The 26,281-nt window shown below is 63.0% G+C and carries 15 protein-coding genes, 3 tRNA genes, 2 rRNA genes and 9 pseudogenes; 7 read left to right on the top strand and 22 right to left on the bottom strand.

Features of this window, described 5'->3' with window-relative positions:
* Positions 1–66 precede the first annotated feature (66 nt).
* The 8 genes and pseudogenes from ACFQS4_RS14690 to ACFQS4_RS14655 all read right to left on the bottom strand — a co-directional run.
* Positions 67–3,152 (bottom strand): annotated as a pseudogene (locus tag ACFQS4_RS14690) (sensor histidine kinase); the annotation flags it as partial.
* Between the two features lie 97 nt (positions 3,153–3,249).
* Positions 3,250–3,378, bottom strand: coding sequence for a DUF7563 family protein (locus ACFQS4_RS14685; protein ID WP_497902104.1), 129 nt, complete (start codon positions 3,376–3,378; stop codon positions 3,250–3,252).
* 102 nt (positions 3,379–3,480) lie between these two features.
* Entirely contained in the window at positions 3,481–3,963 is a 483-nt protein-coding gene (gene rimI, locus ACFQS4_RS14680) for a ribosomal protein S18-alanine N-acetyltransferase (RefSeq protein ID WP_497902105.1), read from the bottom strand.
* A 43-nt stretch (positions 3,964–4,006) separates the two neighbouring features.
* Complete coding sequence (locus tag ACFQS4_RS14675) at positions 4,007–4,198, bottom strand: hypothetical protein (protein ID WP_497902106.1); 192 nt, start codon at positions 4,196–4,198, stop codon at positions 4,007–4,009.
* 5 nt (positions 4,199–4,203) lie between these two features.
* Positions 4,204–4,692 (bottom strand): DUF892 family protein, encoded by a 489-nt coding sequence (locus tag ACFQS4_RS14670; protein ID WP_497902107.1) that lies wholly within the window; start codon positions 4,690–4,692, stop codon positions 4,204–4,206.
* A gap of 64 nt (positions 4,693–4,756) precedes the next feature.
* A complete protein-coding gene (locus tag ACFQS4_RS14665) occupies positions 4,757–5,086 on the bottom strand; it encodes a DUF6360 family protein (RefSeq protein ID WP_497902108.1) in 330 nt (109 codons plus the stop codon).
* Between the two features lie 4 nt (positions 5,087–5,090).
* Positions 5,091–6,863: pseudogene (locus tag ACFQS4_RS14660) on the bottom strand (nitrite/sulfite reductase).
* A 23-nt stretch (positions 6,864–6,886) separates the two neighbouring features.
* Positions 6,887–7,282 (bottom strand): DUF8134 family protein, encoded by a 396-nt coding sequence (locus ACFQS4_RS14655; RefSeq protein WP_500196610.1) that lies wholly within the window; start codon positions 7,280–7,282, stop codon positions 6,887–6,889.
* A gap of 390 nt (positions 7,283–7,672) precedes the next feature.
* On the opposite strand from ACFQS4_RS14655, the gene ACFQS4_RS14650 reads away from it, so the two are divergent.
* Together ACFQS4_RS14650 and ACFQS4_RS14645 are read left to right on the top strand one after the other, a co-directional pair.
* Positions 7,673–7,867, top strand: a complete 195-nt coding sequence (locus tag ACFQS4_RS14650) for a DUF8595 family protein (RefSeq protein WP_497902110.1) — start codon at positions 7,673–7,675, stop codon at positions 7,865–7,867.
* Positions 7,868–7,952: 85 nt separating this feature from the next.
* Positions 7,953–8,672 (top strand): DUF7119 family protein, encoded by a 720-nt coding sequence (locus tag ACFQS4_RS14645; protein WP_497902111.1) that lies wholly within the window; start codon positions 7,953–7,955, stop codon positions 8,670–8,672.
* Between the two features lie 24 nt (positions 8,673–8,696).
* Here ACFQS4_RS14645 and ACFQS4_RS14640 read toward each other — a convergent pair.
* Positions 8,697–9,970, bottom strand: a pseudogene (locus ACFQS4_RS14640) (M20/M25/M40 family metallo-hydrolase).
* Positions 9,971–10,052: 82 nt separating this feature from the next.
* Between ACFQS4_RS14640 and ACFQS4_RS14635 the strand changes: the two are divergent.
* Positions 10,053–10,126, top strand: a tRNA-Lys gene (locus ACFQS4_RS14635).
* Positions 10,127–10,632: 506 nt separating this feature from the next.
* On the opposite strand, the gene ACFQS4_RS14630 is transcribed toward ACFQS4_RS14635, so the two are convergent.
* The 5 genes from ACFQS4_RS14630 to ACFQS4_RS14610 form a co-directional block, all read right to left on the bottom strand.
* Positions 10,633–11,544 (bottom strand): DUF8231 family protein, encoded by a 912-nt coding sequence (locus tag ACFQS4_RS14630; RefSeq protein ID WP_497902113.1) that lies wholly within the window; start codon positions 11,542–11,544, stop codon positions 10,633–10,635.
* 216 nt (positions 11,545–11,760) lie between these two features.
* Positions 11,761–11,836, bottom strand: a tRNA-Cys gene (locus ACFQS4_RS14625).
* A gap of 114 nt (positions 11,837–11,950) precedes the next feature.
* Positions 11,951–12,072, bottom strand: a 5S ribosomal RNA gene (gene rrf / locus ACFQS4_RS14620).
* 139 nt (positions 12,073–12,211) lie between these two features.
* Positions 12,212–15,118: ribosomal RNA gene (locus ACFQS4_RS14615) — 23S ribosomal RNA — on the bottom strand.
* A 207-nt stretch (positions 15,119–15,325) separates the two neighbouring features.
* Positions 15,326–15,397: transfer RNA gene (locus tag ACFQS4_RS14610), tRNA-Ala, on the bottom strand.
* A 357-nt stretch (positions 15,398–15,754) separates the two neighbouring features.
* On the opposite strand from ACFQS4_RS14610, the pseudogene ACFQS4_RS14605 reads away from it, so the two are divergent.
* Positions 15,755–16,725, top strand: a pseudogene (locus tag ACFQS4_RS14605) (pyridoxal-phosphate-dependent aminotransferase family protein); the annotation flags it as partial.
* 26 nt (positions 16,726–16,751) lie between these two features.
* Here ACFQS4_RS14605 and ACFQS4_RS14600 read toward each other — a convergent pair.
* The 3 genes and pseudogenes from ACFQS4_RS14600 to ACFQS4_RS14590 all read right to left on the bottom strand — a co-directional run bounded on the left by ACFQS4_RS14600 (position 16,752) and on the right by ACFQS4_RS14590 (position 17,844).
* A complete protein-coding gene (locus tag ACFQS4_RS14600) occupies positions 16,752–17,057 on the bottom strand; it encodes a DUF7116 family protein (protein WP_497903206.1) in 306 nt (101 codons plus the stop codon).
* Between the two features lie 112 nt (positions 17,058–17,169).
* Positions 17,170–17,408: pseudogene (locus ACFQS4_RS14595) on the bottom strand (DUF5816 domain-containing protein).
* Between the two features lie 46 nt (positions 17,409–17,454).
* Entirely contained in the window at positions 17,455–17,844 is a 390-nt protein-coding gene (locus tag ACFQS4_RS14590) for a ribbon-helix-helix domain-containing protein (RefSeq protein WP_497902082.1), read from the bottom strand.
* A gap of 226 nt (positions 17,845–18,070) precedes the next feature.
* Between ACFQS4_RS14590 and ACFQS4_RS14585 the strand changes: the two genes are divergently transcribed.
* The gene (locus ACFQS4_RS14585) at positions 18,071–18,652 is read left to right on the top strand and encodes a hypothetical protein (RefSeq protein ID WP_500193840.1); all 582 of its coding nucleotides are present in this window, start codon (positions 18,071–18,073) and stop codon (positions 18,650–18,652) included.
* Between the two features lie 166 nt (positions 18,653–18,818).
* Positions 18,819–19,292, top strand: coding sequence for a hypothetical protein (locus ACFQS4_RS14580; protein WP_497902080.1), 474 nt, complete (start codon positions 18,819–18,821; stop codon positions 19,290–19,292).
* 249 nt (positions 19,293–19,541) lie between these two features.
* Here ACFQS4_RS14580 and ACFQS4_RS14575 read toward each other — a convergent pair.
* Positions 19,542–20,631 (bottom strand): annotated as a pseudogene (locus ACFQS4_RS14575) (aminopeptidase).
* A gap of 146 nt (positions 20,632–20,777) precedes the next feature.
* Positions 20,778–21,835, bottom strand: a pseudogene (gene trmB, locus ACFQS4_RS14570) (HTH-type sugar sensing transcriptional regulator TrmB).
* Between the two features lie 125 nt (positions 21,836–21,960).
* Here trmB and ACFQS4_RS14565 point away from each other — a divergent pair.
* A pseudogene (locus ACFQS4_RS14565) lies at positions 21,961–22,955 on the top strand (mechanosensitive ion channel family protein).
* 108 nt (positions 22,956–23,063) lie between these two features.
* Here the strand turns inward: ACFQS4_RS14565 and ACFQS4_RS14560 are convergent.
* From ACFQS4_RS14560 to ACFQS4_RS14550, 3 genes and pseudogenes are all read right to left on the bottom strand, one after another.
* Positions 23,064–23,474: a universal stress protein gene (locus ACFQS4_RS14560; protein ID WP_497902078.1), complete on the bottom strand. Its 411-nt coding sequence runs from the start codon at positions 23,472–23,474 to the stop codon at positions 23,064–23,066.
* A 35-nt stretch (positions 23,475–23,509) separates the two neighbouring features.
* A pseudogene (locus ACFQS4_RS14555) lies at positions 23,510–24,902 on the bottom strand (bifunctional metallophosphatase/5'-nucleotidase).
* 51 nt (positions 24,903–24,953) lie between these two features.
* A partial coding sequence (locus tag ACFQS4_RS14550) for a hypothetical protein (protein WP_500193837.1) occupies positions 24,954–26,281 on the bottom strand: 1,328 nt, incomplete at its 5' end.

Here is a 26,281-nt window from a genome sequence, read left to right as displayed (position 1 = left end):
GGCTGGATCCGCGCTGCATACGCGAAGAGAGGTGACGCCGTTTGCGGCGAGGAGGATGTCACTCGCTCACTTTCCTGTAGCTTCCCGTCGCTCGCCAGCCGCTACTGGCAGCGTAAACGAGAACGTCGCTCCCTCGCCTGGCTCTGACTCGACCCAGATGTCCCCGCCGTGGCGCTCAACGATCCGCTCACACAGTGCGAGTCCGATACCGGTCCCGTCGTACTCGCCGTGGGTGTGAAGGCGCTGGAACACCTCGAAGATGCAGTCCTGATTATCAGTATCGATGCCGATGCCCTCGTCGCGGACCGACACGATCCACTCGGCCCCATCGCGTTCGGCCGAGGCGTGGATCCGGGGCTTCTCGTCGCCACTGTAGGTGATCGCGTTCTCCAGCAGGTTCTGAAACACCTGGCGGAGCTGGGTGGCATCACCCTCGACGCGAGGAGGTCGTCGGCGGTAATCTCGGCGTCGCTCCCCGCGATCTGGATCCGAAGATCCGCCAGTACGTCGTCGAACACGGCATCGAGGTCGATGCGTTCCAGCGGATCACCTTGCGTCTCGACCCGCGAATAGGCGAGCAACCCGTCGATCATCTCGCGCATGCGGTTGGCTCCGTCCACCGCAAACTCGAGGAACTCTTCGCCGTCCTCGTCGAGCGCGTTCTCGTACCGTCGTTCGAGCAGCTGAAGGTAAGTCGAGACCATCCGGAGCGGTTCCTGGAGGTCGTGGGAGGCGGCGTAGGCGAACTGCTCGAGCCGTTCGTTCGACGCTTCGAGTCGCTCGATCACCTCTTCTAACCGTTTCTCGCGCTGTTTGCGTTCAGTAATATCCTGGACGGCTCCGCGGAGGAGGCCGCCTTATTATCGACGACCTCCGGGACGCCCTGCAGCCGCAGCCACCGTATGTCCCCGCTGTTCGTACGAATCCGTGCCTCCACGTCGAAGGGGTCGCCCGAGACGAGCGCGTTCTCGACGGCATCCTCGACGATCCCCTGGTCGTCCTCGTGATACATGTCGAGGGCGTCCTCCAGCGGCGGTTCCTCGTCCGCGTCCACTTCCAGAAGCTCGAAGATGTGGTCGGTCCAGAACACGTCCTTCGTTTCCGGGTTGATCTCCCAGCCGCCGACGTCCGCGATGCGTTCGGTTTTCTCGAGTAAATCGAGCGTCCGTTCGAGTTCACGTTCACGCTCGATCTGTTCGGTAATGTCGCGCGTCAACGCAAGTTGGGACGTCGTCCCGTCGGGGCGATGCAGCGGCGCCGCGTGCGTTTCCATGTGCCGGCGCGTGCCGTCTGCCCGATGATGTCGAACTCAGGACGCCTCGTTCGCCCCGACAGATCCGCTCGTTGAACTCGCGGAACGTCTCGCGGTGTTCGGGGGCGATCAGCCCGTAGACAGATTCGCCGATCACCGCCGATTCCGAGTCGGCCTCCACCATGTCGAGCCCGGCGGGGTTCATCTGGAGCAGGGTGCCGTCGGCGGCAACGGTCTTTATGCACTCGGGCGCGGTCTCGATGAGTGCACTCAGATACTCTGTGCGCTCGCGCAGTTCCTGCTCGCGCTGGCGGCGCTCGAGTTCGTATTTCACCCACTGCCCCATCAGGTGCTGAAACGTCCGTTCGGCCTCAGAAAACGCGTCCGCTCTCGGTTCGGTCGAAACAAACCAGAACGTCCGGTTACTGTCGTCCTCGAATTCGAGGTACGTTCCGAGGTACGTCCGCACACCGAACTGGTCGTAGCACAGTTTGCCTTCGAACCCATCGCTCACAGGAGCGGTAATCGCACAGGTTCCCCCCTCGTCCGCAGGCACACGGCAGTACGTTTCGGAGAGAGGATACGAGTCGCCCGGAACGAGGTGTTCGTGCTCCCCGTTCGTGATCTCCACCTCGAAGTGATCAGTGTCCGGTTCAGCGACGGCGATCCCGCCGAGTTCCATATCGAAGCGTTCACAGCCAAGATCGAGCAAGTCCTGGAGTTTCTCCTCGAACGCCCGATCGGGATCGGAGGTTATCTCGTACAATTGCCGCTGGGCCCGTTCCCACTTCCTGCGCTCGCTATTGTCGCGGACCACCGCGAGCAGGACCGGACGGCCGTTGTGTTCCATCCGAGACGCAGAGATCTCCGCCGGAATCTGGCCCCGGTTCTTGGTGCGACAGGTAAGTTCATCAGTCCACCCAGTGCCGTCTTCGAACACCCCTTCGACAAATTCCCGGAACGCGTCGAGTTCGTTGGGGTGTACGTCGGAGGGAGCGAGGGCCACCAATTCGTCGTACGTATAGCCGAGCATCTCGGTTGCGGCCCGGTTCGCGTCGACGATCTCGTCCGCTTCGGGGTCAACGATGAGGATGCCGTCGTGACTACTCTCGAAAACTCGCTCCAGGTATTCTTGTCGTTCCGTTAACGCCGTCTTCACCTCCGTCCGCTCTTGCAGCGTCTGCATCATGCGATCGACCTTCGCCTCCATCTTCTCGGAGCCGAAGAACTTCTCGGGTGGTGTGTAGTAGAAGTTCTGTGAGACGGTGCTGTCGGAGACGATGTGCGGATGTGTCTTGATAACGTCGTGGATGACTGCCGCCGGGAACCTCTCTCGGTTGTACTGGCACATGACGGCGTAGTCTTCGTCCTGGTAGAGGGAATTGAGCACGGCCTCGTACTCGACCAGTTCGTCTGCACTCGTGTCTCCCTCCAGTGCCCACGTCATCTCGGCGGCCGCTCTGAGTCCCGTATAGCCATCTTCGTCTTTCGCCTGTTCGAGCGACTCCTCCCAGAATTCCAGCATGGTGGTCTGATCGAACTCGCCGGTCCGGTAGTAGGTGTCCGCTGGTGTGAGGACGGAGAGCGCACCCGATTCGAGGGCGGCGTTCACGTCGATGCCGTCGTCCCGCATCGCCTCCACGACTTCTTCCCTGGAGTTGTCGTCGGCGACGTACAGACACTGTTCGCCACGTTCGAGTCCCTCGGAGATGAACGGAATCGCAGATGCAAATTGGTCTGCAGGGCGCTCGTAGATGAGTGCAAAATGGTCGTTCGAGTGGTCGTGGTTGTTCTCGGGCTCGACCGGCCCACGAAACTCCGAGTGCTGATGCAGCGCCCCCGGCCCACCCTCGCGGTCCGGTTCTCGCTGTCGCGTACCGCGCTCGACCTGGTTACTCACTAAATCAGGTTATTCGCGGAGATTCTTAACTCTGGTCCCCAATTAGACCAGGTGATCGATGGATCACCTACTATTTTAGCAAATGCTAGGTTTCGCGTCACCCAGAGCGCCGACACCGGGGACACGTCTCCACGAATCCGTTCTCGTCACCGTGGGTTCGACGGTAATCGATCGAGACCGGGCGACCGCAGCGCAGACAGGTACTCGACTCCGGTGTAAAGTCCATACTCGAGGCTCCGTGGAGCGTGAGAATAGCGCTGTGGGTGGGTATGCAAGGTGGTTCGCGAGCGCTACGAGTGGGCGGTGTGTCGCAAGTATCGCAAACGCGTTACGACAGCTCGCGAACCATCACGATTGCGTCCTCACCATCGTCGTAGTACCGCGGCACCCGCCGCAGCGGGTCGAAGCCGAACCGATCGTAGAGGCGTTTCGCCCCGTCGTTCGATTCTCGGACCTCGAGTTTGACCGAGTGAGCGCCCTGGCTCGCGAGGACGGCGAGCGACCGACCCAGCAGCGCCGAGCCGATACCCGAGCCGCGCCAGTCGGGATGGACGGCGACGTCCTTGACGTGGCCGATGTCGCGGCCGTAGTTCGGCGTCACGTCCGAAACGACGTACCCGGCGACCCGCCCGTCGTCGGTTTCGGCGACCAGAAACCCGGGCTCGCCCAGAAACTGGGTGAACGCATCGTAGGGCCACGGCTGGGGAAACGACGTGTTCTCGATCTGCACGACCGCGAGCAGGTCGGCCCGCTCGGCCTGGCGGATCGTCACGCCGTCTCGAGTCCGCGTCGACTCGGTCGGGGTCGTCACAGGAGGGAGTATCGACGTGAGGGTAAAATAAGTACGCGACCGTTCAGCCGGTTTCGCTGGCTTCGGATTGACCGTCGTTCTCGTTTTCGTTCTCGCTTTCGCTCTCGTCCTCGTCGTTCGCATCTTCCGTGCCGCCGTACTGCGTCTGTTCCTCCTTCGAGAGTTCGCTTCCTTCGTCGTCGGATTCGGACTCGCTCTCGTCTCGGGATCCGGATTCGTTCTCGTCGTCGACCATACGTATCAGGCCGGGATCGCTCCCATATCGAACTCCTCGGTGAGCGTCTTCAGCTCCTCGAGGGCGTCCTGTTCCTCCCGGAGGTTCTCCTCGAGCAGGTCGGCCGCGTCGCCCATGTCCATCTGGGCTGCCAGCGGGATCAGGTTGCCGTAGGCCGCGATTTCGTAGTGTTCGGTCTTCTCGGCGGCCGCCATGTTGTGGTAGTCGAGGACTTCCTGGCTGGGGTCGGTCTCGAGGAACTCCTCGTACTCCTCGATCAGCCCTTCGATGCCCTTACACTCTTCCTTCTCGGGCGGCTCGCCGAAAGCGTCGAACACCTCCTCGAGGCGGTCGATGTGCGTCTGGGTCTCTTCGCGGTGTTCGGCGAAGGCGTTCGCGATCTCCTCGCGTTCCGTGTGCTCCTCGAGGTCTTCCAACGCGTCGAGTAGCTGGTGCTCGGCGTGGTAGATGTCCTCGAGGCCGTGCTCGAACAGGTCCTGGATCGTTTCGGTCATGGAACCACCAGGTCGGACTCCGCCGGGCAGGGACAAACGTCGTCAGCCTGCGATGGCAGGCGGGTTACTCGGACGGTGATTCCGTACTCGAACTCGAACTCGAGCCCGAATCCGTATCCGCAGCCGCCTCGACGCGCCCAGCATGATTCTCCAGGTCGGCCGCCAGCGCCCGCGCCTGCTCGGACGTCAGGCGCACTTCCTCCATGTGCGCCGGCAGGTGCGTCTCGGACATGTTGTCCACCTCGAGTTGCAGTTTGACGTGATCGGGCTGTCTCCGGGCAGCGGTCGCGTCCACCACCGCGTCTCGCTCGTCCTCGAAGTCGTGCCCTGTCACGACCGCGTCCGTGAGGTCCAACGTCGTGTGCGCGGTGACGCGCATGAGTCGGTCGGCCATGGGCTCAGTCGTCCGATGGAATCGGCGATCCGTCGGGCGTCGCCGGCGCGGGACTCTCGTCCAGGGCGTCCTGGTCGGCGTATGGGTACCAGGTCCGCTTGGTGTTGTGCATGTACGGATCCTCGTAGTCGGTCTCCTCGGGTTCGATAAGGTCGGCCAGTTCGTCGTCGTCACGCGCGGCGACGAACTCGCGGAAGCTCTCCTGGCCCTCCCGACGGGCCTCGAAGTTCTCAAGCAGGTTCGCGATCGCACCCGGCACCTCGTCGACGGGGATTCGCTCGCCGACCCAGGAGGCGAACTGCGGATTCTCGCCGAGGCCGCCACCAAGGCCGATGTCGAGCGCCTCGACCGGCTCGCCGTCCTTACGGGTCTTCATCCCCCGCAGGGAGACGTCGGCGATCTGGGGCTGGGCGCACGACGCGGTACACCCCGAGAGGTGAATGTGGAAGTCGTCGACGCCCTCGGGCAGGTCGGCGTTCTCGACCAGCCAGCGCGAGAATCGGACCTGGCGGTTCTTCGTCTCGACGATCGAGAGCGAGCAGAACTCGGTCCCGGTACAAGCGATCGAGCCGCGCTGAAACGGATGCGGATCCGGGCTGTAGGTCTCGAGCAAGGGCTCCGCGAGCAGGTCGTCCAGATTCTCGTCGGGGACGTCCGTGAAAACGACGTTCTGGCGCTGGGTGAGACGAACCTCGCCGGAACCGTACTCGTCGGCGATGTCGGCCAGCCGAGGGCGTCGTCGGCGCCGATCCGGCCGACGAGGACGTTCAACCCGACGTACGAATTGCCGTCCGGTTGGTCGTGAACGCCGACGTGGTCGTGTTTCCCGGCGGCCTCGCCGGCGTTGTAGGAGTACGACGAGCGCAGGTCCTCGCCTGCGCTCTCGAGGTCGAAGTCGACGTACTCCTCCTGGAGGACGTCGCGAACCTTCTCGGGCCCCCACTCGTCGACGAGGAACTTCATCCGGGCGGCGTAGCGGTTCTCGCGGTTGCCGTAGTCCCGGAACAGGCCCGAGATGCCGCCGGCGACCTCGACCGCCTGTTCGGGCGTGACGAAGACGTCGATGTCGCGGGCGAAGCGGGGCTCGTTGCGAGCGAGGCCACCGCCGACGCGGACGTTGTAGCCGGTCACCGTCTCGCCGTCGATTTCCTTCTCGGCCGGTTCGAACGCGAGGTCGTTGATGTCGCCCTGCCCACAGCCCTCGTCGCAGCCGGTGACCGCCACCTTCCACTTCCGCGGAAGGTTCGAGTGCGCCTCGTTTCGCTTGAACGTGTCGTGGAGGTCGTCGGCCAGCGCACCGGCGTCGACGTGTTCGTGCTCGTCCTTCCCGGCGACCGGACAGCCGACGATGTTCCGCCAGGAGTCCCCACACGCCTGCACCGCCGATAGGCCGACGTCCTCGAGTCGGTCGAAGATCGCGGGGACGTCCTCGAGGTTGATCCAGTGGGCTGGACGGCCTGACGGGTCGTCACGTCGAGCCAGCCGTTGCCGAATTCAGGATTGGCGGCGGGCCCGTTCGAGTACTCTTTGGCGAGTTCGGCCAGAACGCGAAACTGTCCCGGCTCGAGGACTCCGCTCGGCGGACCGACCCGGAGCATGAAATAGGACTCCTGGCGGCGCGCTGGTGGTATAGCCCGTACCACTTGAAGCGCTCGAACCAGGCGTCGTGTTCGTCCTCGGGAATCGACTCCCACCCCGACGCAGCGAACTCCTTGATCGCCTCCCTGATATCGGTTCCGTACAGTTCGTCTTTCCAGTTCTCGACGTCGCTTGGCATCTGCACCGGGCTACGCGGACCACCTACAAGGCCCCGGCCGTGGCGTCAGTTCTCCCCGCCTCTCGCCCCTTCCGGCGGTATTTGCGGCCCGATTCGACCGCTCCGCCAGACGACTGCTCGAGCGTCGCCTGGACGGCCGACGCCTCGTACCGTTCGAACTCGCCGTCGACGACCCGGCCGACCGGCAGGCCCTCGAGCGATGAGTGACGGCCGCACTCGAGACACCGGCCGACCGCCCCCGCAACTACGCTGGTGCCGTCCACGCCGACGTCCGTGAACCCCTCGAGGAGAACGTACGCCGGTTCGCACCGACAGAATCGACCGCGAGCGAGGGTCCAGACGTCGCTCGCGCCGACCGTTCGGGAGTCGTTGACGCTGATCCACGCCCCGTCGTCGAGGGTACGCAACGAGATGACCATGCCCTCGCTTCGGGTGGCAGCCACCTTCGTCCATCGGCCCGTGCAATGCTTCGCCGTTGTCGTGACGGCGAATTCGACGGGAATCGCCAGCATGCGTCGCCGTCTTTCGTTTCAGCCCGTCAGAGATACCAGCAATCGTTACCCGAGAACGGGAGCCGGGGTATCGCTTGCACCCGAAGCCGTACTTAAGCGATGGCCGACCATACGGAGGAGTATGCCCGACGATCCGTCACGGTCACACGACCGCTCATCACGCCGCCAGCCCTCCGAACGCAGGGTACGGAGTCGCCAGCACGTCTCCGCCGACGTGGCTCCGGAATTGCACCTCCCTCCTATCGGATCCGGCGCGTCGCGATCGGTACCGAACGACGATCCAACGGAGGACACACGATGACGAATGCGTCACCCGACGGACGCCAGCTGGACGAATCCGACGACAGCAACGGCAACGAAGGAGACGTCAGCGACCGAGCCACCCCGGAGGCTACTCCCGGTGAGGACGACACGGCCCACCTCGAGGACGTCGACGTCGGCGCTGGCTGTACGGAAATCTGGGAGCACCTCGCCGAGCGACGCGAAGAGTAGCGAGGAGGCCCCAGATGCACCCCTCGACGAACCACAGCGGACCGTCTGAAACGCTTTTTAGGCACGTCGCCCCTATCAGCGGTACATGACCGACGACCACACCGGAGACCGCCGAACTCGAGACGGCGACCCCGGGAACGAGCCTCCGATCCCGACGGATCGAAAATCGCCAGTCGGCGCACCGGTCATCCGGGGCGACGAATCGATCACGGGAACCCACGCTCGCCGGGCCGTCCAGTTCGACCCCGACGACCCGGACAGTCTCGCACTCGCGGCCGAAACCGTCGCCCAGTTCGCCACCGGGTCCGTCGACGAGGACCACCTCTACATGCTCCGCGGCGCCGCAGCCTGTGCCGCGCTCGTTCGCGGCGAGGGATCGTACAAAACCGCCGCCGAGCGAGCGAGCGCCCACCTCAAGGGCGACGAGACGGTCACGGTTTCGTTCATCCGCAAGTGGGCCCGCGTCCACGACCTCCCCCGATCGGTTCGTCGACAGGTCGCCCTCGGCGAAATCGCCCCCTCCGCCGCCAAACACATCGCCCGCGTCGGCGGCGAGGATCGACTCTTGCTCGCCTGGGCCGTCCTCGACGGCGACCTCACCGTCCGCGACGTCCGCCAGGTCGCCAGTCAGGTCAACGACGGGGCCTCGATCGAGCGCGCACTCGACGACTGCGACGTCACCCTCGGCCGCCTCGAACTCACCCTCCCGGCGTCGGCCTACCGCGACCTCCGGCGACGAGCCTCACTCGAGGGCGTCGATCCAGGAACGATCGTTGCGGACGCACTCGAGAACGCACTCGAGTAGCATCGGGAAAGCGTCACAATCCCATCACTGCGACAGGTACGCCCGCGCCGTCTCTGCCAGCACCGCCCCTGCCTCGAGCACCTCGTCCCACTCAATCGTCTCCTCCGGGAAGTGTGCCTGGTTGATGCTCCCCGGCCCGAACAGGACTGTCGGAATCCCCGCCTCGACGTAGTGTCGATTGTCGGCCCCGTAGGTCGCCCCGCGCGGTTCGATTGCCTCGGCGTCGAATCCGCGCGCCGCCATCGCGTTCTGGAGCGCCGAAACCACCGGTTCGTCCGCCGCGATTTCAGCCGGTTCGAACTGTACCGAGAACCGTTCGATCGTTGGCCCGCTGACCCCCGCCGGCCAGGACGGATTGTCCGACAGCGACTCGAGGCGGCTTCGGAGCGCGTGTTCGACGTCCGTCACCGTCTCCCCGGGGGCGACGCCGACCCGAACCTCCGCCGTCAGTTCGTCCGGGACCGAGGACGCCCACCGCCCCGCCTCGACTCGCCCGATACAGATCGGCCACGGAATCGGGAACTCGTCGTACAACGGATGGGAGATGGCCTCGCTTCGTTCCCGTTCGAACGCCTCGCACTCCTCGCGAACGCGCTCGAACGCCGGCAACACCGACGCTCCCCGCCACCGCGTCGCCGCGTGTGCCGACCGGCCCTCGAGGCCGATCCGGATCATCAGGCTTCCCTCGACCGCCGCCACCGGACGCAACTCCGTCGGTTCCGCGACAATCGCCGCGTCTCGCTCGAACGGATAGGGATTTTCGAGTGCTGCCGTGGCTGCACCGATCCCGCCCTCCTCCTCGCCGGCGACGCTCTCGACGACGATCCGACCGTTCAGGTTGGGGTCGTGGTCAGTATTCGTAGCGACCTCTGCCAGGTGACGCGCCGCAAACACGCACACCCCCAGCCCCGACTTCATGTCCGCCGCACCCCTGGCCGTCAGGCGACCGTCGCGCCACCGGGGCTCGAACGGATCACCCTCCCACCCCGACCCCGTAGGGACGACGTCGACATGCCCGTTCAACACCAGCGTCGGCCCCGCGTCAGGATCTCCGAACTCGAAAACTCCGGCAACGCTCGGCCGATCCGCCGTCTCGATGTCGTCAGGGTCGTCCGGGAACGACGGATGCTCGGCAGAACGGCCGGGTCAGCCTCCCAGGTGTAGGTCCGAAAGCCCGCCGCCTCGAGTTCCTCGCGCAGCCACACCTGGGCCGGCTTCTCGTTTCCTGCAGTCGTCTCGAACGAACAGCACGTGTCGACGAACTCCCGAAGGTCGTCGTCCCAGATGCGGAAATTCATGTGCGAGACCACGTCGGACCCCGATATAATACCGTGGGAGAAAGAAACGTTTAACCACGCGTCCCCGAAAGAGGAGAGTACGGGGCCGGTAGCTCAGTTCGGCAGAGCGTCTGGCTTTTAACCAGACGGTCGCGTGTTCAAATCGCGCCCGGCCCGCTTTTGCCACGAGCACATTCGTGAGTGGCAAAACGGCCCTGCGATTTGAACGCAGGAGAGCGCAGTCTCGCGAACGAAGTGAACGAGGAAGCGATCGACCGTGTGTTCAAATCGCGCCTGGCCCCTTGCTCCGAGCAGAACCGCGAGGAGCAACGCGATCATACAGCGATCTGAAAGAGACCAGAAAGGCACAGCGAAGCGAGCATTTCTGGGCGTGGTTCACAATCGCACCCGTCTCGCTTTCCTGCCGCGAACACGTTCGTGAGCAGCGAGTTCAGATCAATCCACGTCAGCGACACGAGCGTTCCTCGAGTGTCGAACCGCACCGAACCACACTGAACCGCATCGGACCGCATCGAACCGCACCGAACGAGCCGCAGTTGCCACTCGAGAACGGCCAAAGACTACAGACACCGCAAACCGAAAACCGATAACCGAAAACACACCGATACCAACCACACTGACGAAACGGCACGCGAACCGTGGTCGTCTATAAGTTCGAGCCCTCAGCCTCGCAGCGGCATGAACGCCAACCCGGCCAGCAACACGATCGCGATCACCGACAGTCCGATCGCCCACCAGAACCCGTGGATTCGCTCGTTGTGCTCATCGACTGCCTGGTGTTGAGCCTGGAAACTCTCGACGTCCTCGGTCAGGTAAACGACGTCCTCGCTTGGGAAGTGAACGCCGTAGGGCGTCTGCTCGATCATCACTTCCTCGTTGTGGGAGAGCGATACCTCCGTGACATCCTCACCGGTGTACTCGACGGTCACCTCGTCCGTCTCGATTGTCGTCACCTCAGCGTCAACCTGTTCTTCCATCTCGGATTCGTAGAAGGTCACCTCATCTCCAACCGCGTACTCCTGGGTGTCGATATCGTCAACCTCCGTAACGTGGCGAACGACCTCTTGGCCGTCCTCTTCGACGATCACGTAGACGCCGTCGGGTCGCTCGAGGAACGTGTACTCCTCGGAATCGACCGATTCGATCAGCAAGAACGTCTCCGGTTGGGCCTCGCTTTCGTTTCCGTCACCACCGTCGGCACTCTCGTTTCCGTCACCCTCTCCTGGCGGCGCGTAAATGTAGACGGAATACTCCGTCCCCTCTTCCTCGAACTGAACCGTATCGCCATCGTCCCAGGCGTCACCATTTGCAGCGCTCGCACCGGACCACGCCACGTCAGTTGGAACGGAATCGTTGACGTATTCCAACGTCCCCGTTCCAGCAGCCCCGTCCAGCTCGGACACGTTGTACGTCCGATCCTCGATCGTTATCTCGTCACCCTGCTCGAGTTGGTAGTCCGCATCGGCTTCGTCGATCGTCACCTGCGGTGATTCCGCGGTCGCGATAACGGCGTACGCGCCCGCAGCGACCACCATAAACAGGACGGCGTAGACGATCCCTGCGCGTAATTGCATGTATGAGGCGTTGTCCGCGCGTCGTATAACGGTTACTAAGTTCTCGAAAGAGTGGAGCCAGGGATCGCATTCGCTCGAGCCGAGCCTGGTCGAGATCGACCGCGATTGACTGGTACTCGACGATTTGAAGGTGGCTCCAGGAATTGAAACCGACGCGCTCGAAGGGAGGAGATGAAGCGGTCTAAAGGGACCGGATCAGGGTACAAAACGTGAAAGAGCCAAGGGCCGGATTTGAACCGGCGATGGGTTGCTCTGCAGGCAACTGCGTTCGGCCGAACTCTGCCACCTTGGCGCGCTCGGATGTAGCCACCGCGTTCGTTTAAGCGTAGCGGTACGATTTGCCCGCTGTAAAGACGAAAACCCCCACGAGCGCAGTCGCTCGTGAGGGTTGAATAGTGTATGAGTGGGTCGGCGGCGAGCCGGGGTTCCCAGCGGGTCTCCCACGCCAGTACTGGCCGAAACGCGGGCGGGCTTAACTGCCGTGTTCGGGATGGGTACGGGTGGTGCCCCGCCGCTCTGGCCGCCGTAATGCCGACTCGCGGAGTCGAACCGCGACAGTACCAGGGTCGGTTACGGTGTCTAAGGTTCTCTGGTCGGTTGTGACCGTGTTGTACGTGTAGTCCAATTAGCGCCTGGACCCGTTCTTACGGGTTGATCCATGCGAAATGAATGGTGGCTTGATCTGTTAGTGCTCGCGGGCTCAACACCTCGTTGCCTCGGTGCGTACACCCCGAGTCTATCGAACTCGTCTTCTACGAGTGATCTCGGTGGCATCTCTTTTCGGGTGGGTTTCGAGCTTAGATGCGTTCAGCTCTTACCCCGTGGTGCGTCGCTGCCCGGCACGTGCCCTCTCGGACAGCCGGTACACGAGTGGCACCCATTCGGAGTTCCTCTCGTACTATACGAACGTTCCCGTCAGATACCGTAGCACCCCCAATAGATAGCAGCCGACCTGTCTCACGACGGTCTAAACCCAGCTCACGACCTCCTTTAATAGGCGAACAACCTCACCCTTGCCTGCTTCTGCACAGGCAGGATGGAGGGAACCGACATCGAGGTAGCAAGCCACCCGGTCGATATGTGCTCTTGCGGGTGACGACTCTGTTATCCCTAAGGTAGCTTTTCTGTCAGCAATTGCCCGCATTGGGCGGGCTAATTGGTTCGCTAGACCACGCTTTCGCGTCAGCGTCCGTTGTTGTGCCGGACACTGTCAGGCTTCCGTATGCTCTTGCGCTCTTTCTCGGGTCTCCGACCCGAGTGAAAACCTTGGGGCGCGCTCGATATCTTTTCAAGCGCGTACCGCCCCAGTCAAACTGCCCGGCTACCAGTGTCCTCCGCCAGGAGTGAGAGTCGCAGTCACCATCGGGTAGTATTTCAGTGATGCCTCGGTGGCCCGCGCGCGGGTACCTGTGTAACGGCTCCTACCTATGCTGCACAATGGCGACCACGTCTCAGTGACAGCCTGCAGTAAAGCTCTATAGGGTCTTCGCTTCCCCTTGGGGGTCTCCAGACTCCGCACTGGAATGTACAGTTCACCGGGCCCAACGTTGGGACAGTGGCGCTCTCATTGATCCATTCATGCAAGCCGCTACTAAAGCGGCAAGGTACTACGCTACCTTAAGAGGGTCATAGTTACCCCCGCCGTTAACAGGTCCTTCGTCCCCTTGTACGGGGTGTTCAGATACCTGCACTGGGCAGGATTCAGTGACCGTACGAGTCCTTACGGATTTGCGGTCACCTGTGTTGTTACTAGACAGTTGGAGCGCCCGAGTCACTGCGACCTGCCACTTTCCGTGGCAGGCATCCCTTATTGCGAACGTACGGGACTAACTTGCCGAATTCCCTAACGTCGGTTGCTCCCGACAGACCTTGGCTTTCGCCGCCACGAGTACCTGTGTCGGATCTCGGTACGGACAGTGTGCTTGCCTTTTCACGGGCTCTGGGTTGACCTCTCTTGCGTTATCCAGCCATTCGACCGCTTCGTGCCATTACGGCTTCCACGGTCTTGGACTGTTCACCCGGGCGAAAGCCCGAGAGGCGGCCCCAAAGCGTCGGCTTTGAGTGCACACTGGCATAGGAATATTAACCTATTTCCCTTTTGTCAGCTTCGAATTGCGGGCTGACTTAGGACCGGCTAACCCTCGCTGATTAGCATTGCTGAGGAACCCTTACTCGTTCGGCCGTCGGGGTTCTCACCCGACTAACGCTGCTACTATGACCAGAATTTTCGTTACTGCACGGTCCACACGAAATCTCTTCCGTGCTTCCACCCGAACAGTACGCCAACCTACGGAATCGTGCTGTGACGCACGTCGCTAGGTCTCGGTGATGGACTTGAGCCCCGATCATTTTCGGCGCCGCAAACCTCGGCCGGTAAGCTGTTACGCTTTTCTTAGAGGGTAGCTGCTTCTAAGCTCACCTCCCGGCTGTCTAGGGCTTGCGACCACCTTCGATCGCACTTAGTCCATACTTGGGGACCTTAACCCAGCTCTGGGTTGTCTCCCTCACGGTACACAGGCTTACCCCGCGCACCGGACTCCCCGCGTCGACGGCGTTCGTAGGTTCGGAGTTGGACAGGGGGGCGAACTCCTCTCGGAGTCCGGTCCCCCAATCCGTCGCTCTACCCCACGAACTACCTCGGCGGAGGTCATGCTTCGACATGTTTCGGTTGGAACCAGCTGTTTCCGGATTCGATGGGCCTTTCACCCCTGACATAGGTCACGCGAGGGTATTGTAGGACACCAACGCTGCGGGCCTCCACGTGGCTTTCGCCACGCTTCACCCTGCCCATGCCTAGATCATCCGGTTTCGGGTCGTGCCCGCCTGACTCCCCGCGCTTGAACACGGTGACCCTGGTCGTAAGACTGCGGTCATATCGGTTTCCCTCTGCCTTCCCCGATACTCGGGTTAGACTCGTCAGACAGGCACACTCTCTGGTTCGTTTTTCAAAACGTACGACGGAACACCGGCTTCCCTCTCGGCTTACTACAGGTTCGCACCTGGTTCATTGTGAGAGGGACCTTGTATGCCCCGTCGCTCTATCGCCAACTGAGTTCACGCCCTATTGCACCTCCCTTTTTGGGGTGCTTTTCAGCGTTCGCTCACGCTACTTGTTCGCTATCGGTCTCGAGGAGTGTTTAGTCTTCGCGGTCAATGCCCGCGGGATTCACGAGGATTTCCAACCCCCGCTACTCTGGGCTGACTCCCATCGTACTGATCGACGGTACGGGACTGTCACCCTGTTTCGTACCCTATTCCAAGGGATTTCTCGTCGATGGTCGGATGTTGCAGGTCAGTCCGAACACCACATTGCCCGTGAGGGCTTCGGTTTGGACTGTGTCGGGTTCACTCGCCGTTACTAACGACATCGCGGTTTGCTTTCTTTTCCTGTCGATACTAAGATGTTTCAATTCTCGACGTTCCCCATTGCGCTAAGCAATTGCAAGAGGATTCCTATTCGGAGATCCCAAGTTCTTCCCCTCCGTGCGGGTCCCTTGGGCTTATCGCAGCTTGGCACGTCCGTCATCGGCTCTCGAGCCGAGCGATCCACCAGTTGGCACAGTAGCCACGTTCTTTCGGATCGGTGCTGCACAGAATGCAGCGGTTGTGACCCGGGAACGGGTCCAGTGGACGCCTGGACTACACGTACATACGGTCTTCATCTGCCACCAGTAGACGGCTGGTGGCATCGACCTTCCCACCCACGCTTGCGCGGGGTGGTGCATCGGTTCATTCGGGATCAGACGCCGTACTCAAAGAGTACAGCATCGTCACCGAGAGATGGACCCACAGGGATTCGAACCCTGGGCATCCTCCTTGCAAAGGAGGCACTCTACCACTGAGCTATGGGCCCACCCCTCTCGGGGGCAAACGTAGCCTTGGTAGCTCAAAGGTGCTCGCTCGGCCGATCGAGCGGTCGGGAACGGACCGCGTGTGGGCTGGGGCGTCGCCCCAGTCCCGGTCTGTGGAGGTGATCCAGCCGCACGACTCCGCTACGGACCTTGGCGACTTAAGCCCCTTGCGAACCCAGATTCGACCGGCGAGCGACCTCATCCGCGACCTCACTCGGGTGCGATGACGGGCGGTGTGTGCGGGCAGGGACGTATTCACCCGCCCTTCTGAGGCGCGATTACTACCGAATCGAGGTTCAGGGGTAGTTCCAACCCGCAATCCGAACTACATCCAGTTTGGAGATCCCCTCTCGGCGTAGACCGTCTCGGCCTCGATGGAGGCCGCGATCGGCAACGTCGTCGAGCCGGGAGACACGATGCTCGTCCCGACCAACGGCTACTTCGGCGGGCGCATGGCGTCGATGGCTCGCCGTGCGGGCGGCGAGGTCGTCGAGGTCGACGCGCCGTGGGGCATGAACCGCTCGATCCAGCGGCGGTCTCGGACGCGCTCGCGGAACACGATCCCGACGTGTTCGGATTCGTCCACGCCGAGACGAGCACGGGCGTCCGCCAGCCGAACGTCCCCGAACTCACCGCCGCGGCCCACGACCACGACGCGCTCGTGATCGCCGACACCGTCACCTCGCTGGGCGGCGTCGAACTCCGGGTCGACGAGTGGGACATCGACGTGGCCTACTCCGGCCCGCAGAAGTGTCTCTCCTGTCCGCCAGGGGCCAGTCCGCTTACCCTCTCCGACGAGGCGATGGAAAAGGTCCTCTCGCGCGAGGAGCCATCCCGGTCGTGGTACCTCGACCTCTCCTTACTCGAGGGCTACTGGGGCGACGAACGAGCGTACCACCACACGGCGCCGATCACGAACGTCTACTCGATCCGGGAGGCCCTCCGCTTGGTCGCAGAGGAGGGCATCGAGAATCGCTGGGCACGCCACCGACGACTCGCGGGCGCGCTCAAGGCCGGCGCCGAGGGGATGGGCCTCGAGATGAATCCGGACGACGAGTACTGGCTCCCGAGCCTCAACGCCGTCCGGGTTCCTGACGGCGTCGACGACGGCGAAGTCTGCGACGAACTCCTCGAGCGCTACGACCTCGAGATTGCGGGCGGCCTGGGCGACCTCGCTGGCGAAATCTTCCGCATCGGCTGTATGGGCCACTCCGCGAGTCCGGAGAACGTTACGCTCCTCGTCGCGGCGCTGGCCGACGTGCTCGACGATTTCGGTGCGGACGTCGAGCCGGACGGCGGCGTCGCTGCGTGTCGTGAGGCCCTCCGATAATCGATAAGTGGGTGCGGGGACTGTCGTTAGACAGTGACTGTCGGTCCTGGCGGTGCGCGTTCGACCTGATAATCCTCGCCGTCGGCGGCGATGATGGCCCACTCGTAGCCCGGATCCAGGCTCTCGAGTCGGTCCTCGAGGTCGTCTACGTCACCGGGTTCGGTGACGAAACAGTGAAATTGTCCCGAGCATCGGGGAAGCTGTTCAACGTCGGAGACGGCGTTGACGTGAACGACTTTCCACGCCCGTTCTGCTCGGAAATCCGGTCCGTTGCCCTCGACCGTGTAGCCGAGTTCAGCAAAGATCGACCTGGCCTGCTCGACGAGTCGCATGTTAACAGGACCCATTCGAGTAGAACTACATCGGACACCATGATAAACGTTTGCACGGCGACAGGCAATGGACATCTCGAAGGACGTCGCTACCTTCAGCTGCTTCTGGTAATTACTCGTGGGCGGCGTCCCACTCGGTCGGTTTCCGGAGGTTGCCACACCGGTTACACAGGATGCGTCCCATCGGGTCCATCGCGTTGTCGATCGATTCGCAATTCGAACAGAACCAGCCGTAGCGACGCCTCCGCTCGCGGCTCTCGTAGGCGACCAGGAACGGTCCTTGGATCCGCGGTCGCCGTCGGTCGTTTCGACGTAGACCGTGTCCCCATCGTCGGTAGCCACCGCTTGCATACCGCCCGCTACGGAATCGGCGGGTAAATGGCTGTCCTTCCGGGTCTCAGCCCGACCGTTCGCGGTAGGTGCCGAGCACCTCCTCGAGAACCAGACACTCCTGGTCGGTCGGTTCGTAGTGCATGTCGATGAAGTCCTCGGCGTCCTCGTAGTTCCCGCGAAGTCCGTACTTTCGGACGGTGATAAGCGCGTCGAGGAAGAACGTCCCGCCGTCTGCGCCCACCTCCTCGGCTCGAGCCGGTCGGTCGATGTTTAACTCGCTCTTGATCTCGTCGAAGTTGAACGTCTCGACCTTGTGGTCCGGGTTGATCATGGTCAGCACGTACTCCGCGGAGAACCGGTAGAACTCCGATTTGCTCTCGAACATACCGTCGTCGACGAGGTTGTCGATGGCTTCGACGACGTCGTCGGGATATCGGACGGTATCTTTTGCCATACCTTCCATCTCACTGCTACGACAGCATTATTGTTGCGGGAAAAGTCGAACTTCTGATATAAGCTCCTCGAACTCGAAACTCGAGATTTGAGCCTGAAGATTGAGACTCGAGACTCGTATCGACGCTCGAAACGGCGCGAACGTTTTAGGGGTCTCCGAGGTTCTCTTCGGACGACGACAGGGAGACCCACGTGTATTCTGGACTCATCTTCGAATCGCTGCCGTGGTGGATCGCCGCGCCACTGTTACGCTCGGTATCCTCGTCTTCGGGATGGCTCTCGACGAGACCTACGTCAATCGGGCGACGGTACTGACGGGAGCGATCGCTCTCTACACCCACTCGGTCATCGCAGGCGGGGTCTGGATGCCGGTCGGACTCTACCTCGACATCGGCGTCGTAATCGGCGCGTACGGCCTCTACGCCTACGTGGTCGACGCCTACGTCGCGAACTGGTTTCGGGTCGCCGCCTTCTTCGTCTACTCGCCGCTGTCGGTCTTCCTGGTCATATTGCTCCCCGATGTCGTCTTTCCACTGGCGCTCGTCCTCGCTGGCTACGTGAACCTCCAGTTGATGGCGACCCTCGAGCCCACCGAACCCTACTACTTCGGGCCGGGCTCGCCCGACGAGTTCGAGGAGGCCGTGGCCGCGACTGACGAAGGTGAGAAGGGCACGGAGGACGGAACGGAGTCCGGACCAGACGTCTCGAGCGAGGACTCGAGCAGTGGTCATCTGGGTGCCGGACCCGCGCCCACGGGCGGTGACTCCGACGAGCGCGGGGTCTTGCCCGAGTTCATGCGTCGACTGTAACTATCTGTTTCGGCCATTGTGGCGTCATCCACGCACACTGGACGGGGTGCATTGACTACCGTAGAACGTGGCATTTTACGGCGAGTAACGATCGATACAGATCGTTCGTATCGTTCGCCACATCATTATTCGTAAAATACATAGTATGGCGACCTTTCTGGAAAATATGGTTTCACGGCGTGCACTTCTCGCGGGCGTCTCCTCGTCGGTGACAATCTCTGCTGGATGTGCCTCGGCAGTTTTACGGAGCGAGAACTCGGTTCTCAACTGCATCGAGGTCGTGAGTGCAAGTAATACGCCACACACCGTTCATCTCCGTGTCGACTACGAGGGCGACGAGGTGTATGCTGACTCGTACAGCATCGATGGCAGTCGAATGGGCGAGTCGCTTCAATACCAATGGATCCCACGGAGTTGGCCAGACGATCCAGGCCACTTCCGCGTTCATATGCGCATGGACCATCACACGGAGTGGGTGACGATCGATTCTGAAGAAGAGTCCGGGGAATCCGCCTACCAGATCGCGTACTGGATCGGGCCCGATGGCAATGGCATTCCCCACTGGGAAACGGTCGATCTCGACGACCGCGAGCAACAGTGCAACTCCTCGTTACACGACCTCGTAACTGTAGATCAGTGAGACGAGCGTCTGTCCGGTTGATTTGTCCGATACGGGCCAAGCCGTTCGGTTCACACACGAAGTAGCCCGTGTCTCGAGCGAAGAGATAGTCGACGTACGACATTGAGAATGGATGACGAGATGTACGCGCTCAGCCCTCGAAGCCGTCCTCGAACACGAACGCTCCGTCCCGCTGCACGACCTGCGCCCATTTTGCCTCGCTCGTCGCTCCGCGACTTGCTCGCAAAAGCTGGACCAAAAAGCGGCTGTTCAGCCCTCGAAGCCGTCCTCGAACACGAACGCTCCGTCCCGCTGCACGACCTCGCCGTCCACTTCGATGAACGAATCCTCGCTCATGTCGACGATCATGTCCATATGGACGGAACTGTCGTTTCGCTCGTTGCCTTCACCGACCGTCTCGTCGTAGGCGCGACCGACCGCCATGTGAACCGTGTCGCCCATCTTCTCGTCGAACAGCATGTTGTAGGTGAACTCGGTGATGTCGCGGTTCATCCCGATGCCGAGTTCGCCAAGTCGACGGGCGCCGTCGTCCGTCTCGAGCACCGTCGAGAGCACCTCCTCGTTCTTCTCGGCCGCATGGGAGACGACCTCGCCGTTCTCGAACTCGAGGTACACGTCCGTGATCTCCCGGCCCTGGGCCATCAGCGGCTTGTCGAAGAGGACCTCGCCCTCGACGCTGTCGGGGACGGGTGCGGTAAACACCTCGCCGCCGGGGAGGTTCTTCTCCGCGTAGTCGTTGAGCGTCGGGTTCCCGCAATCGACATCGTCACGTCCGTCGTGTCGCCGCTCACGATGTGAACCTCGTCGGCGGGATCGAGGATCTCGACAGCTGTTGCTGGAACTCCCGCTGGGCGTCCCAGTCTCTGGTGATCGCGCCCCAGACGAACTCCTCGTAGGCCTCGGTGCTCATCTCCGCGTCCTGGGCGTTCCCCGGCGCGGGGTACTGGGTCCCAACCCAGCGCTTGCCCATGACCTCGTCCTGGATGGGTTTGTAAGCCTGGCCGAACGCTGCGGTGACTTCGGGGTCAACGTCGCTCGTCTCGTAGGTGTTCTCCGAGGCCCGGATCGAGATGAAGACGTCCGTCTCCTCGGCGGCCGCGAGGACGTGGCTGGGACACTCGAGGTCCTCCGGATCGACGGCTCGCCGGTAGGCGCGGCTGGCGGCGCTGTTCGACGCGCTGAGCAATGGGTGGGCACCGCGTTCGCCGAGCAGTTCGTGGATCGCGACGACGAGGTCCTGGGCGATCGGCGGTGCGCTGATTCTGACGTTGTCGCCTTTCTGTACGTCGACGGAGTGGTCGACGATGATTTCGGCGTGTTCGCGGACGCGTGGGTCCATACCCGTTAGTCGGGGAATCCCATCAAGAACCTTTATCATTCGGTCGTCGAGGGCGGCGTTCGCGGTTCGGGTACCGACTCGCTCCTCGAGTCCGACTCGACGCTCGATTGGACACGCCCACCGCGTCACGCACCCACCGACTCACACTACTCGAGCGTCGGCGGTTCCTGGCGACCGATGTGAATCTCGTGAGCCTCGATGTCCTCGATCGCGGCGACCCGACCGCCGACGCTCACGGAGCCGTCGTCGGTCTCGAGGGTCAGGCTGGCGACCTCCTCGCTCACCTCGAAGGAGACGTCGACGACCTGGCCACGAACGACTCGCGAACCCCCGCGCTCGACGTCACGCCCCTCGATAGTAGCGTAGAACTCGCCGCCGTCCTCGATGAGGTCCTTGACGCAGCGGCGGATGGAGGCGTACTTCCGGGGATAGGGACGACCTTCGCTGTTCTCACCCAGGATTTGCTCGGCGGTCGTCCAGAGCACGGTGCCGAAGAAGCCCGACACCAGGAAGCCGAGCGCGGAGCGGTTGAAGATGACACCGTAGCGGTCCTGGTCGTCCCGGAGGGCGTCCTGGGTCGCGTACATCGAGTAGTTGCCGTCGGCGACGGCGATGACCGGAGTCGTGATCCCGCGGCGGGCACGGGCCGTCGTCGCCACGGCCTCGTAGTCGAACTCCGCGGGAAGGGGCGCCTCCACGGCGGGCGTCACGATCAGGTCGACGCTGACGTCGGCGCTCGTCGCCGTCCGGAGCTGGTCCTCGAAGCGGATCAGCAGGTCGGGGTCAACGAGAGCGCCAGTTCGTACTCGGCCTGCTCGATGATCTCCTCGAGGTAGCGCAGGATCGTCGATCGCGATTTCACGAGGGAGACGGCCTCGGTCTCTCGCGCCGGAGCGGTGTACCGGGCCTCGAGTTCGTCGACCATCTCCTCGAGGGCGTCCTGGACGTCGTCGAAGGCGTCGCCGGGGTCGATCGCGACGATCTTCATCGGGCGGGATTCGCGGAGTTCGACCAGGCCGCGGTCGCTCAGACTGCGGACGGTGTCGTAGACGCGCGGCTGTGGGATGTCGGTTCGATCGGCGATTTCGCTCGCCGTGAGCTGTCCGTGTGCGAGGACGGTCAGGTAGGCGTCGATCTCGTACTCGCCGAGATTGAATCGATCGCCCACGCGTTCGACCGTCGAACGCAGTTCGTCAGTGGCCATACGCGGTCATCGAACGCGACCGCTAAAACATTTTTTATGTTTCGAGTAGCACCTGATTCCAGAACAGAGTACCCAGTGTCGAACCCTTCAGAACGCTTAACCACGACGCCCCTGACAGTGAGGGTATGCTGCAGAACGCCACGGGTGGCAACGAGACGGCCGTCGAGGAGGGGCTCCGGTCACTCGCTCCCGACTGGATTCCACCCGGGGTCGTCGACCTGGCGTTCGCCGTTTTCGTGCTGCTCGTCGGCTGGTACCTCTCGAAGGTCGTCGTTCGTCTCACTGGCCGGACGATCGCCCAAAAATCGAACGGCCGTCGGTGACGCGAACGGTCCTTCGGGCCGTTCGAATCACGGTCATCGCATTCACGGTCCTGATTGCGGCCAACATCCTCGGTCTGACCGGCGTCGAAATCCTGCTTCCGGTGACGGTCATCTCGGCCATGGTGGGTATCGTGCTCGCGCCCCTGGTCGGCAGCCTGATCAACGGCCTGTTCGTCCTCTCAGACCAGCCCTACGAAATCGGCGACATGATCGAAGTCACCGACAGCGGCCACCGGGGGTTCGTCGAAGACATCACGATCCGCTACACGAAGATATTCACGCTCGAGAACACGTTCATCGTCATCCCGAACTCGGAGATCAACGCCCGGGACGTCGTCAACTTCTCCGCGGAGGATGAACGGACACGGTTGTCCGTCTCGTTCGAGATTACCTACGAGAGCGACCTCGAGACGGCTATACGCGTCTCCGAACGAGCAACGCGAGGCGTCGACAACGTGATCGCCGGCGGCCCGGACATTCGCATCGGGAGCGCCCGGTACGCCGCCTCGCCGACGTGTGACGTCCTCCAGTATGGCGACAGCGGCGTCACCCTACAGGTCCGGTTCTGGGTGAACCACCCGTACAAGATCACGGTCGTCCGCTCGGCGGTCAATCGAGCAATCCGCGACCGGTTCAGCGCGGAGGGAGTCGAGTTCGCCTACCCGCACACCCACCACGTCTTCGACGAAACCAGTGGTACTGCCCGGGTCGCGCAGGTCGACCGCGAACTCGAGCCCCGGCCGACGAGCCGAAAACACGAACAGGTTGCCGACGGGGATGGAGACGGGAACGAATAGCCCACGATCGACCCGTTCGAGACACGGACTCCGATCTCGACCAGTAGCCGTCCAGCCCGGGTTACAACGAGCGGGGCAGTCTCGCCACAAAAGGGTCCCTGACTCAGCCTACGCGATGGCCTGGCCGACCGTGATCACTTCGCACTCGAGGTGGTTCTTGAGGTACCGCTCGATGTTAGGGTTGTCCATCACCCGTCCGATGATGCGTCGCCAGCGGCTCACCTGTTTGGTGCCCACGACGACGACGTCCGCCTCTTCGCCGGCGACTTCGTCGAGAATCGTCTCTTCGACGAGAAATCCCGATCGAACGACGTATCGAGTGTTCTCCAGACGACCGAACTGGCGTTCGACAGCCGATTTCAGATCCGACCGCGTCACCGTCTTGCCGTTCTGATAGAGATTGACGTGCAACACCGAGAGAGCCGCGTTCCGCTCGCGGGCGACCTCGATGGCCTCCTCGAGCGTGCGGCGAGAATTGTTCGTTAATGGGTACCGAACGGGGACCACGACCAGAGTCATCACGAGAGGAAACGCGGTCCGTAGTGGTAAACGTTTCACTCGGTGCGTTCGCTCGACTCGAGTCGTGATTCGAGTCGACGCACGCGCCCCTCGATAGCGGGGTCGATGCCGTGCCGTCTGGCGTATTCGACCAGCACGTCGTACTGGCAAACCTCGGTTCGCTTGACGCGATCCGCCGGGTCGAGCGCGGGAAACTCGTCGTCGGTGTGAAAGAGGTAATCGGAGGTTGCTACGCGGTAACACTGGTCGGGATCGAGCGGTTCTCCGCCGACGCTGTCGACGACGACGCGGTGATCCGTCGGGTTCCACTCGAGGACGGCGCCGCTCACCTGGGCGTGCCACCAGTCCGGTTCGGCGAAGCCCAGGTCGAGTCCGGCGCCACCCTCGAAAATGGCCTCGAGCGTCGAACCGCTGACCTCGGCGACGGCGACGGGTTCCTCGAACGGGACGAGGCTGATCACGTCGGCGACCGTGACGTCACCCGAGAGCGTCGTCCCGGTCCTGAGCCCGCCGCTGTTCTGGATAGCGACGTCGGCCCCGGTCTTCCAGCGGTAGGCGTCGGTGACGAAGTTCCCGAGCCTGGCCTCGCCGCCAAAGAGCGTCGTCTCGGACCGATCGAGCGGTTCGTCGACGCGGGCGATTACTTCGTCGAGTCCCGTCTCGGCCTGGAGGGCTTCGAACGACCGGACCACGTCCTCGTGGGGCTCGAGTTCGGTCGTCTGCCGAATCGTTGCAGTCGGCCCGTCGCGCTCGAACGTAAGGTCCACGATCGCCGTCCCGCCGTCGCCGGGTCGCGTGAGTAGCGTCCCCTCGACGACCTCGTTCCGGGCGCTCGGAACGTGCCCCCCGAGGACGACGTCGGCGTCGACCTGCCGAGCGAGGGCGTCGTCGCCTCGCCCGAGGTGTGAGCAGACGACGACGTAGTCGACCCTCGTCGCGAAGGTCGTCGATCGCCGCCCGCGCCGTCTCGACGGGGTCGCGAACGTCGATGTCCGTCGCCATCGGGTTCAGCGACACCGTCCGCGGCGTCGTGACTCCCGTGAAACCGATCCGCGTCCCGTCTCGCTCGAGCACGGTCCACGGCCGGACGCCAACGTCCGACCCGAACGGGCCGCCGTTGCGCCGCACGTTCGCGGTCAGCCAAGTCTGCGGGGAGTGGCGGACTATTTCGCGAGTCGCATCGACGCCGAAATCGAAGTCGTGGTTGCCGAAGGTCTCGAGGTCGGGGTCAACGGCGTCGTAAAATTCCAGGGCCTGTCTCCCCTCCATCACGAGCGGCAACACGCCGGGTGCCGTGTTGTCACCGGTGCCAACGACCACCGTGTCCTCGTCCCGGTACCGCTGGAGGGCGGCTGCGAGCCGTCCGATCCGTGCGGGCTCGTCGCAGGCGTTTTCGACGTCGGAGTACTGGAGGACGCGAGCGGGCATTCGACGGTCCTTTCGATTCGACGGTCTTTGCTCCGTCGGTTTGGGTCATCGTCACCCGCGGCGGTACCGACGCGTCCACCGCGGTTCCGAACGGACGGCGAGCCACCACCCGAGCGCCCCGGCGATACAGCCGATCGCAGTCAGTACGGCCGCGACGGCGGTAGTAAGTGGCACGGCGACGAAGCCGACGACGAGCGTCGGCACCAGGGCGATGGCGACGCCGAGGGTGAACGCGCCGAACCGGACCGCGTCGAAGAGGAACTCGTTGGGGTCGAAGCCGGCGACGAAGGCGGTCAATCCGTAGTAGTACAGCGCAAGGCCGACGAGGAGCACGAACCCGACGGCAGCGTCGAGAAGCGGCGGTCGAGCCCAGGCGAGTGCAACGAGGTAGGCGAGCGTCATGGTCGGGAGGCCGACGAGGTAGAAGGCGACTCGCTTCGCCCGAAAGACAGCCGTAACCGAGACGGGGTAGGCCGCGTAGGACTCGACCGCGTCGAACTGGGTCAGCCAGTTGTAGGTCGTGAAGGCCGACAGGCCGAGCACGCTCCCGAAGAACGGGCCGAGCGCGGGTTCGATCCCGACACCGTCTCGAACGACCCCGACGAGCACGACGACGAGGCCGAGGAGGATTCCCACCGACACGAGCGGCTTCCAGATGCCGCCGCTCGAGCGCGCCAGGTCCAGCAGCGTCTTCGCGACGAGGGGGTCGCTTCCGGGCAACGACTCGAGGCTCCGAAAGCGCTGGCGGTACGTCCGCGTCGGGCGCGCGTACGCGGGATCGTAGACTCGCACGGAGAGTGCGGCGGTCACGACGAGCACGGCGACGAGGGAGGCAGTCAGCCAGAGCGGCACCCCGGTCAGGACGAGGTCGGTCACGGAGACGGAGGGGCGCGGGCGGCCCGCGACCAACCACGCGCCGCCGACTGCGAGGACGCCGAGCAGTCCGCCCCGGGTCGAGAGTCCTCGGGTTCGGAGAGCGATGAGGGCGAGCGTCGCCGTCATTCCGGCAGCGAAGACGAGCCACAGCGAGAGCCAGAGCCCGATGACGTTCCCTGGCGTCGAAACCGAGAGCCCCTCGAGCGGTACGACCACCAGCGAGAGCGGCAGAATCATCGTCACCCCGTAGAAGAGGGCGTCCTTCAGCAGGAAGTGTGCGAGCAACCGTCGTCGGGACAGCGGCAGGGTGTCCGCACTCGAGAGGAGCAAGGAGAGGTCGCCGAAGACGTTCTCGAGCATGTCCGAGCCGGCGAAGGCGGCGGTGCCGCTGTAGAGGCCGAACGCGAGGGCGGCGACGTGGACGCCGCCAGAATCGAATCGGTCGCGTAGCCCGTCTCGCGCAGGGCGAACCCGCCAGCGACGACGAGAGTCGCGACGACGAG

Origin of the sequence: Saliphagus sp. GCM10025317 (assembly GCF_042663665.1) — an archaeon.
In the GTDB taxonomy this organism is placed as follows: domain Archaea; phylum Halobacteriota; class Halobacteria; order Halobacteriales; family Natrialbaceae; genus Natronosalvus.
The sequence above is the reverse complement of the archived record's forward strand: the minus strand, read 5'-3'. Positions and strand labels throughout refer to the sequence as shown.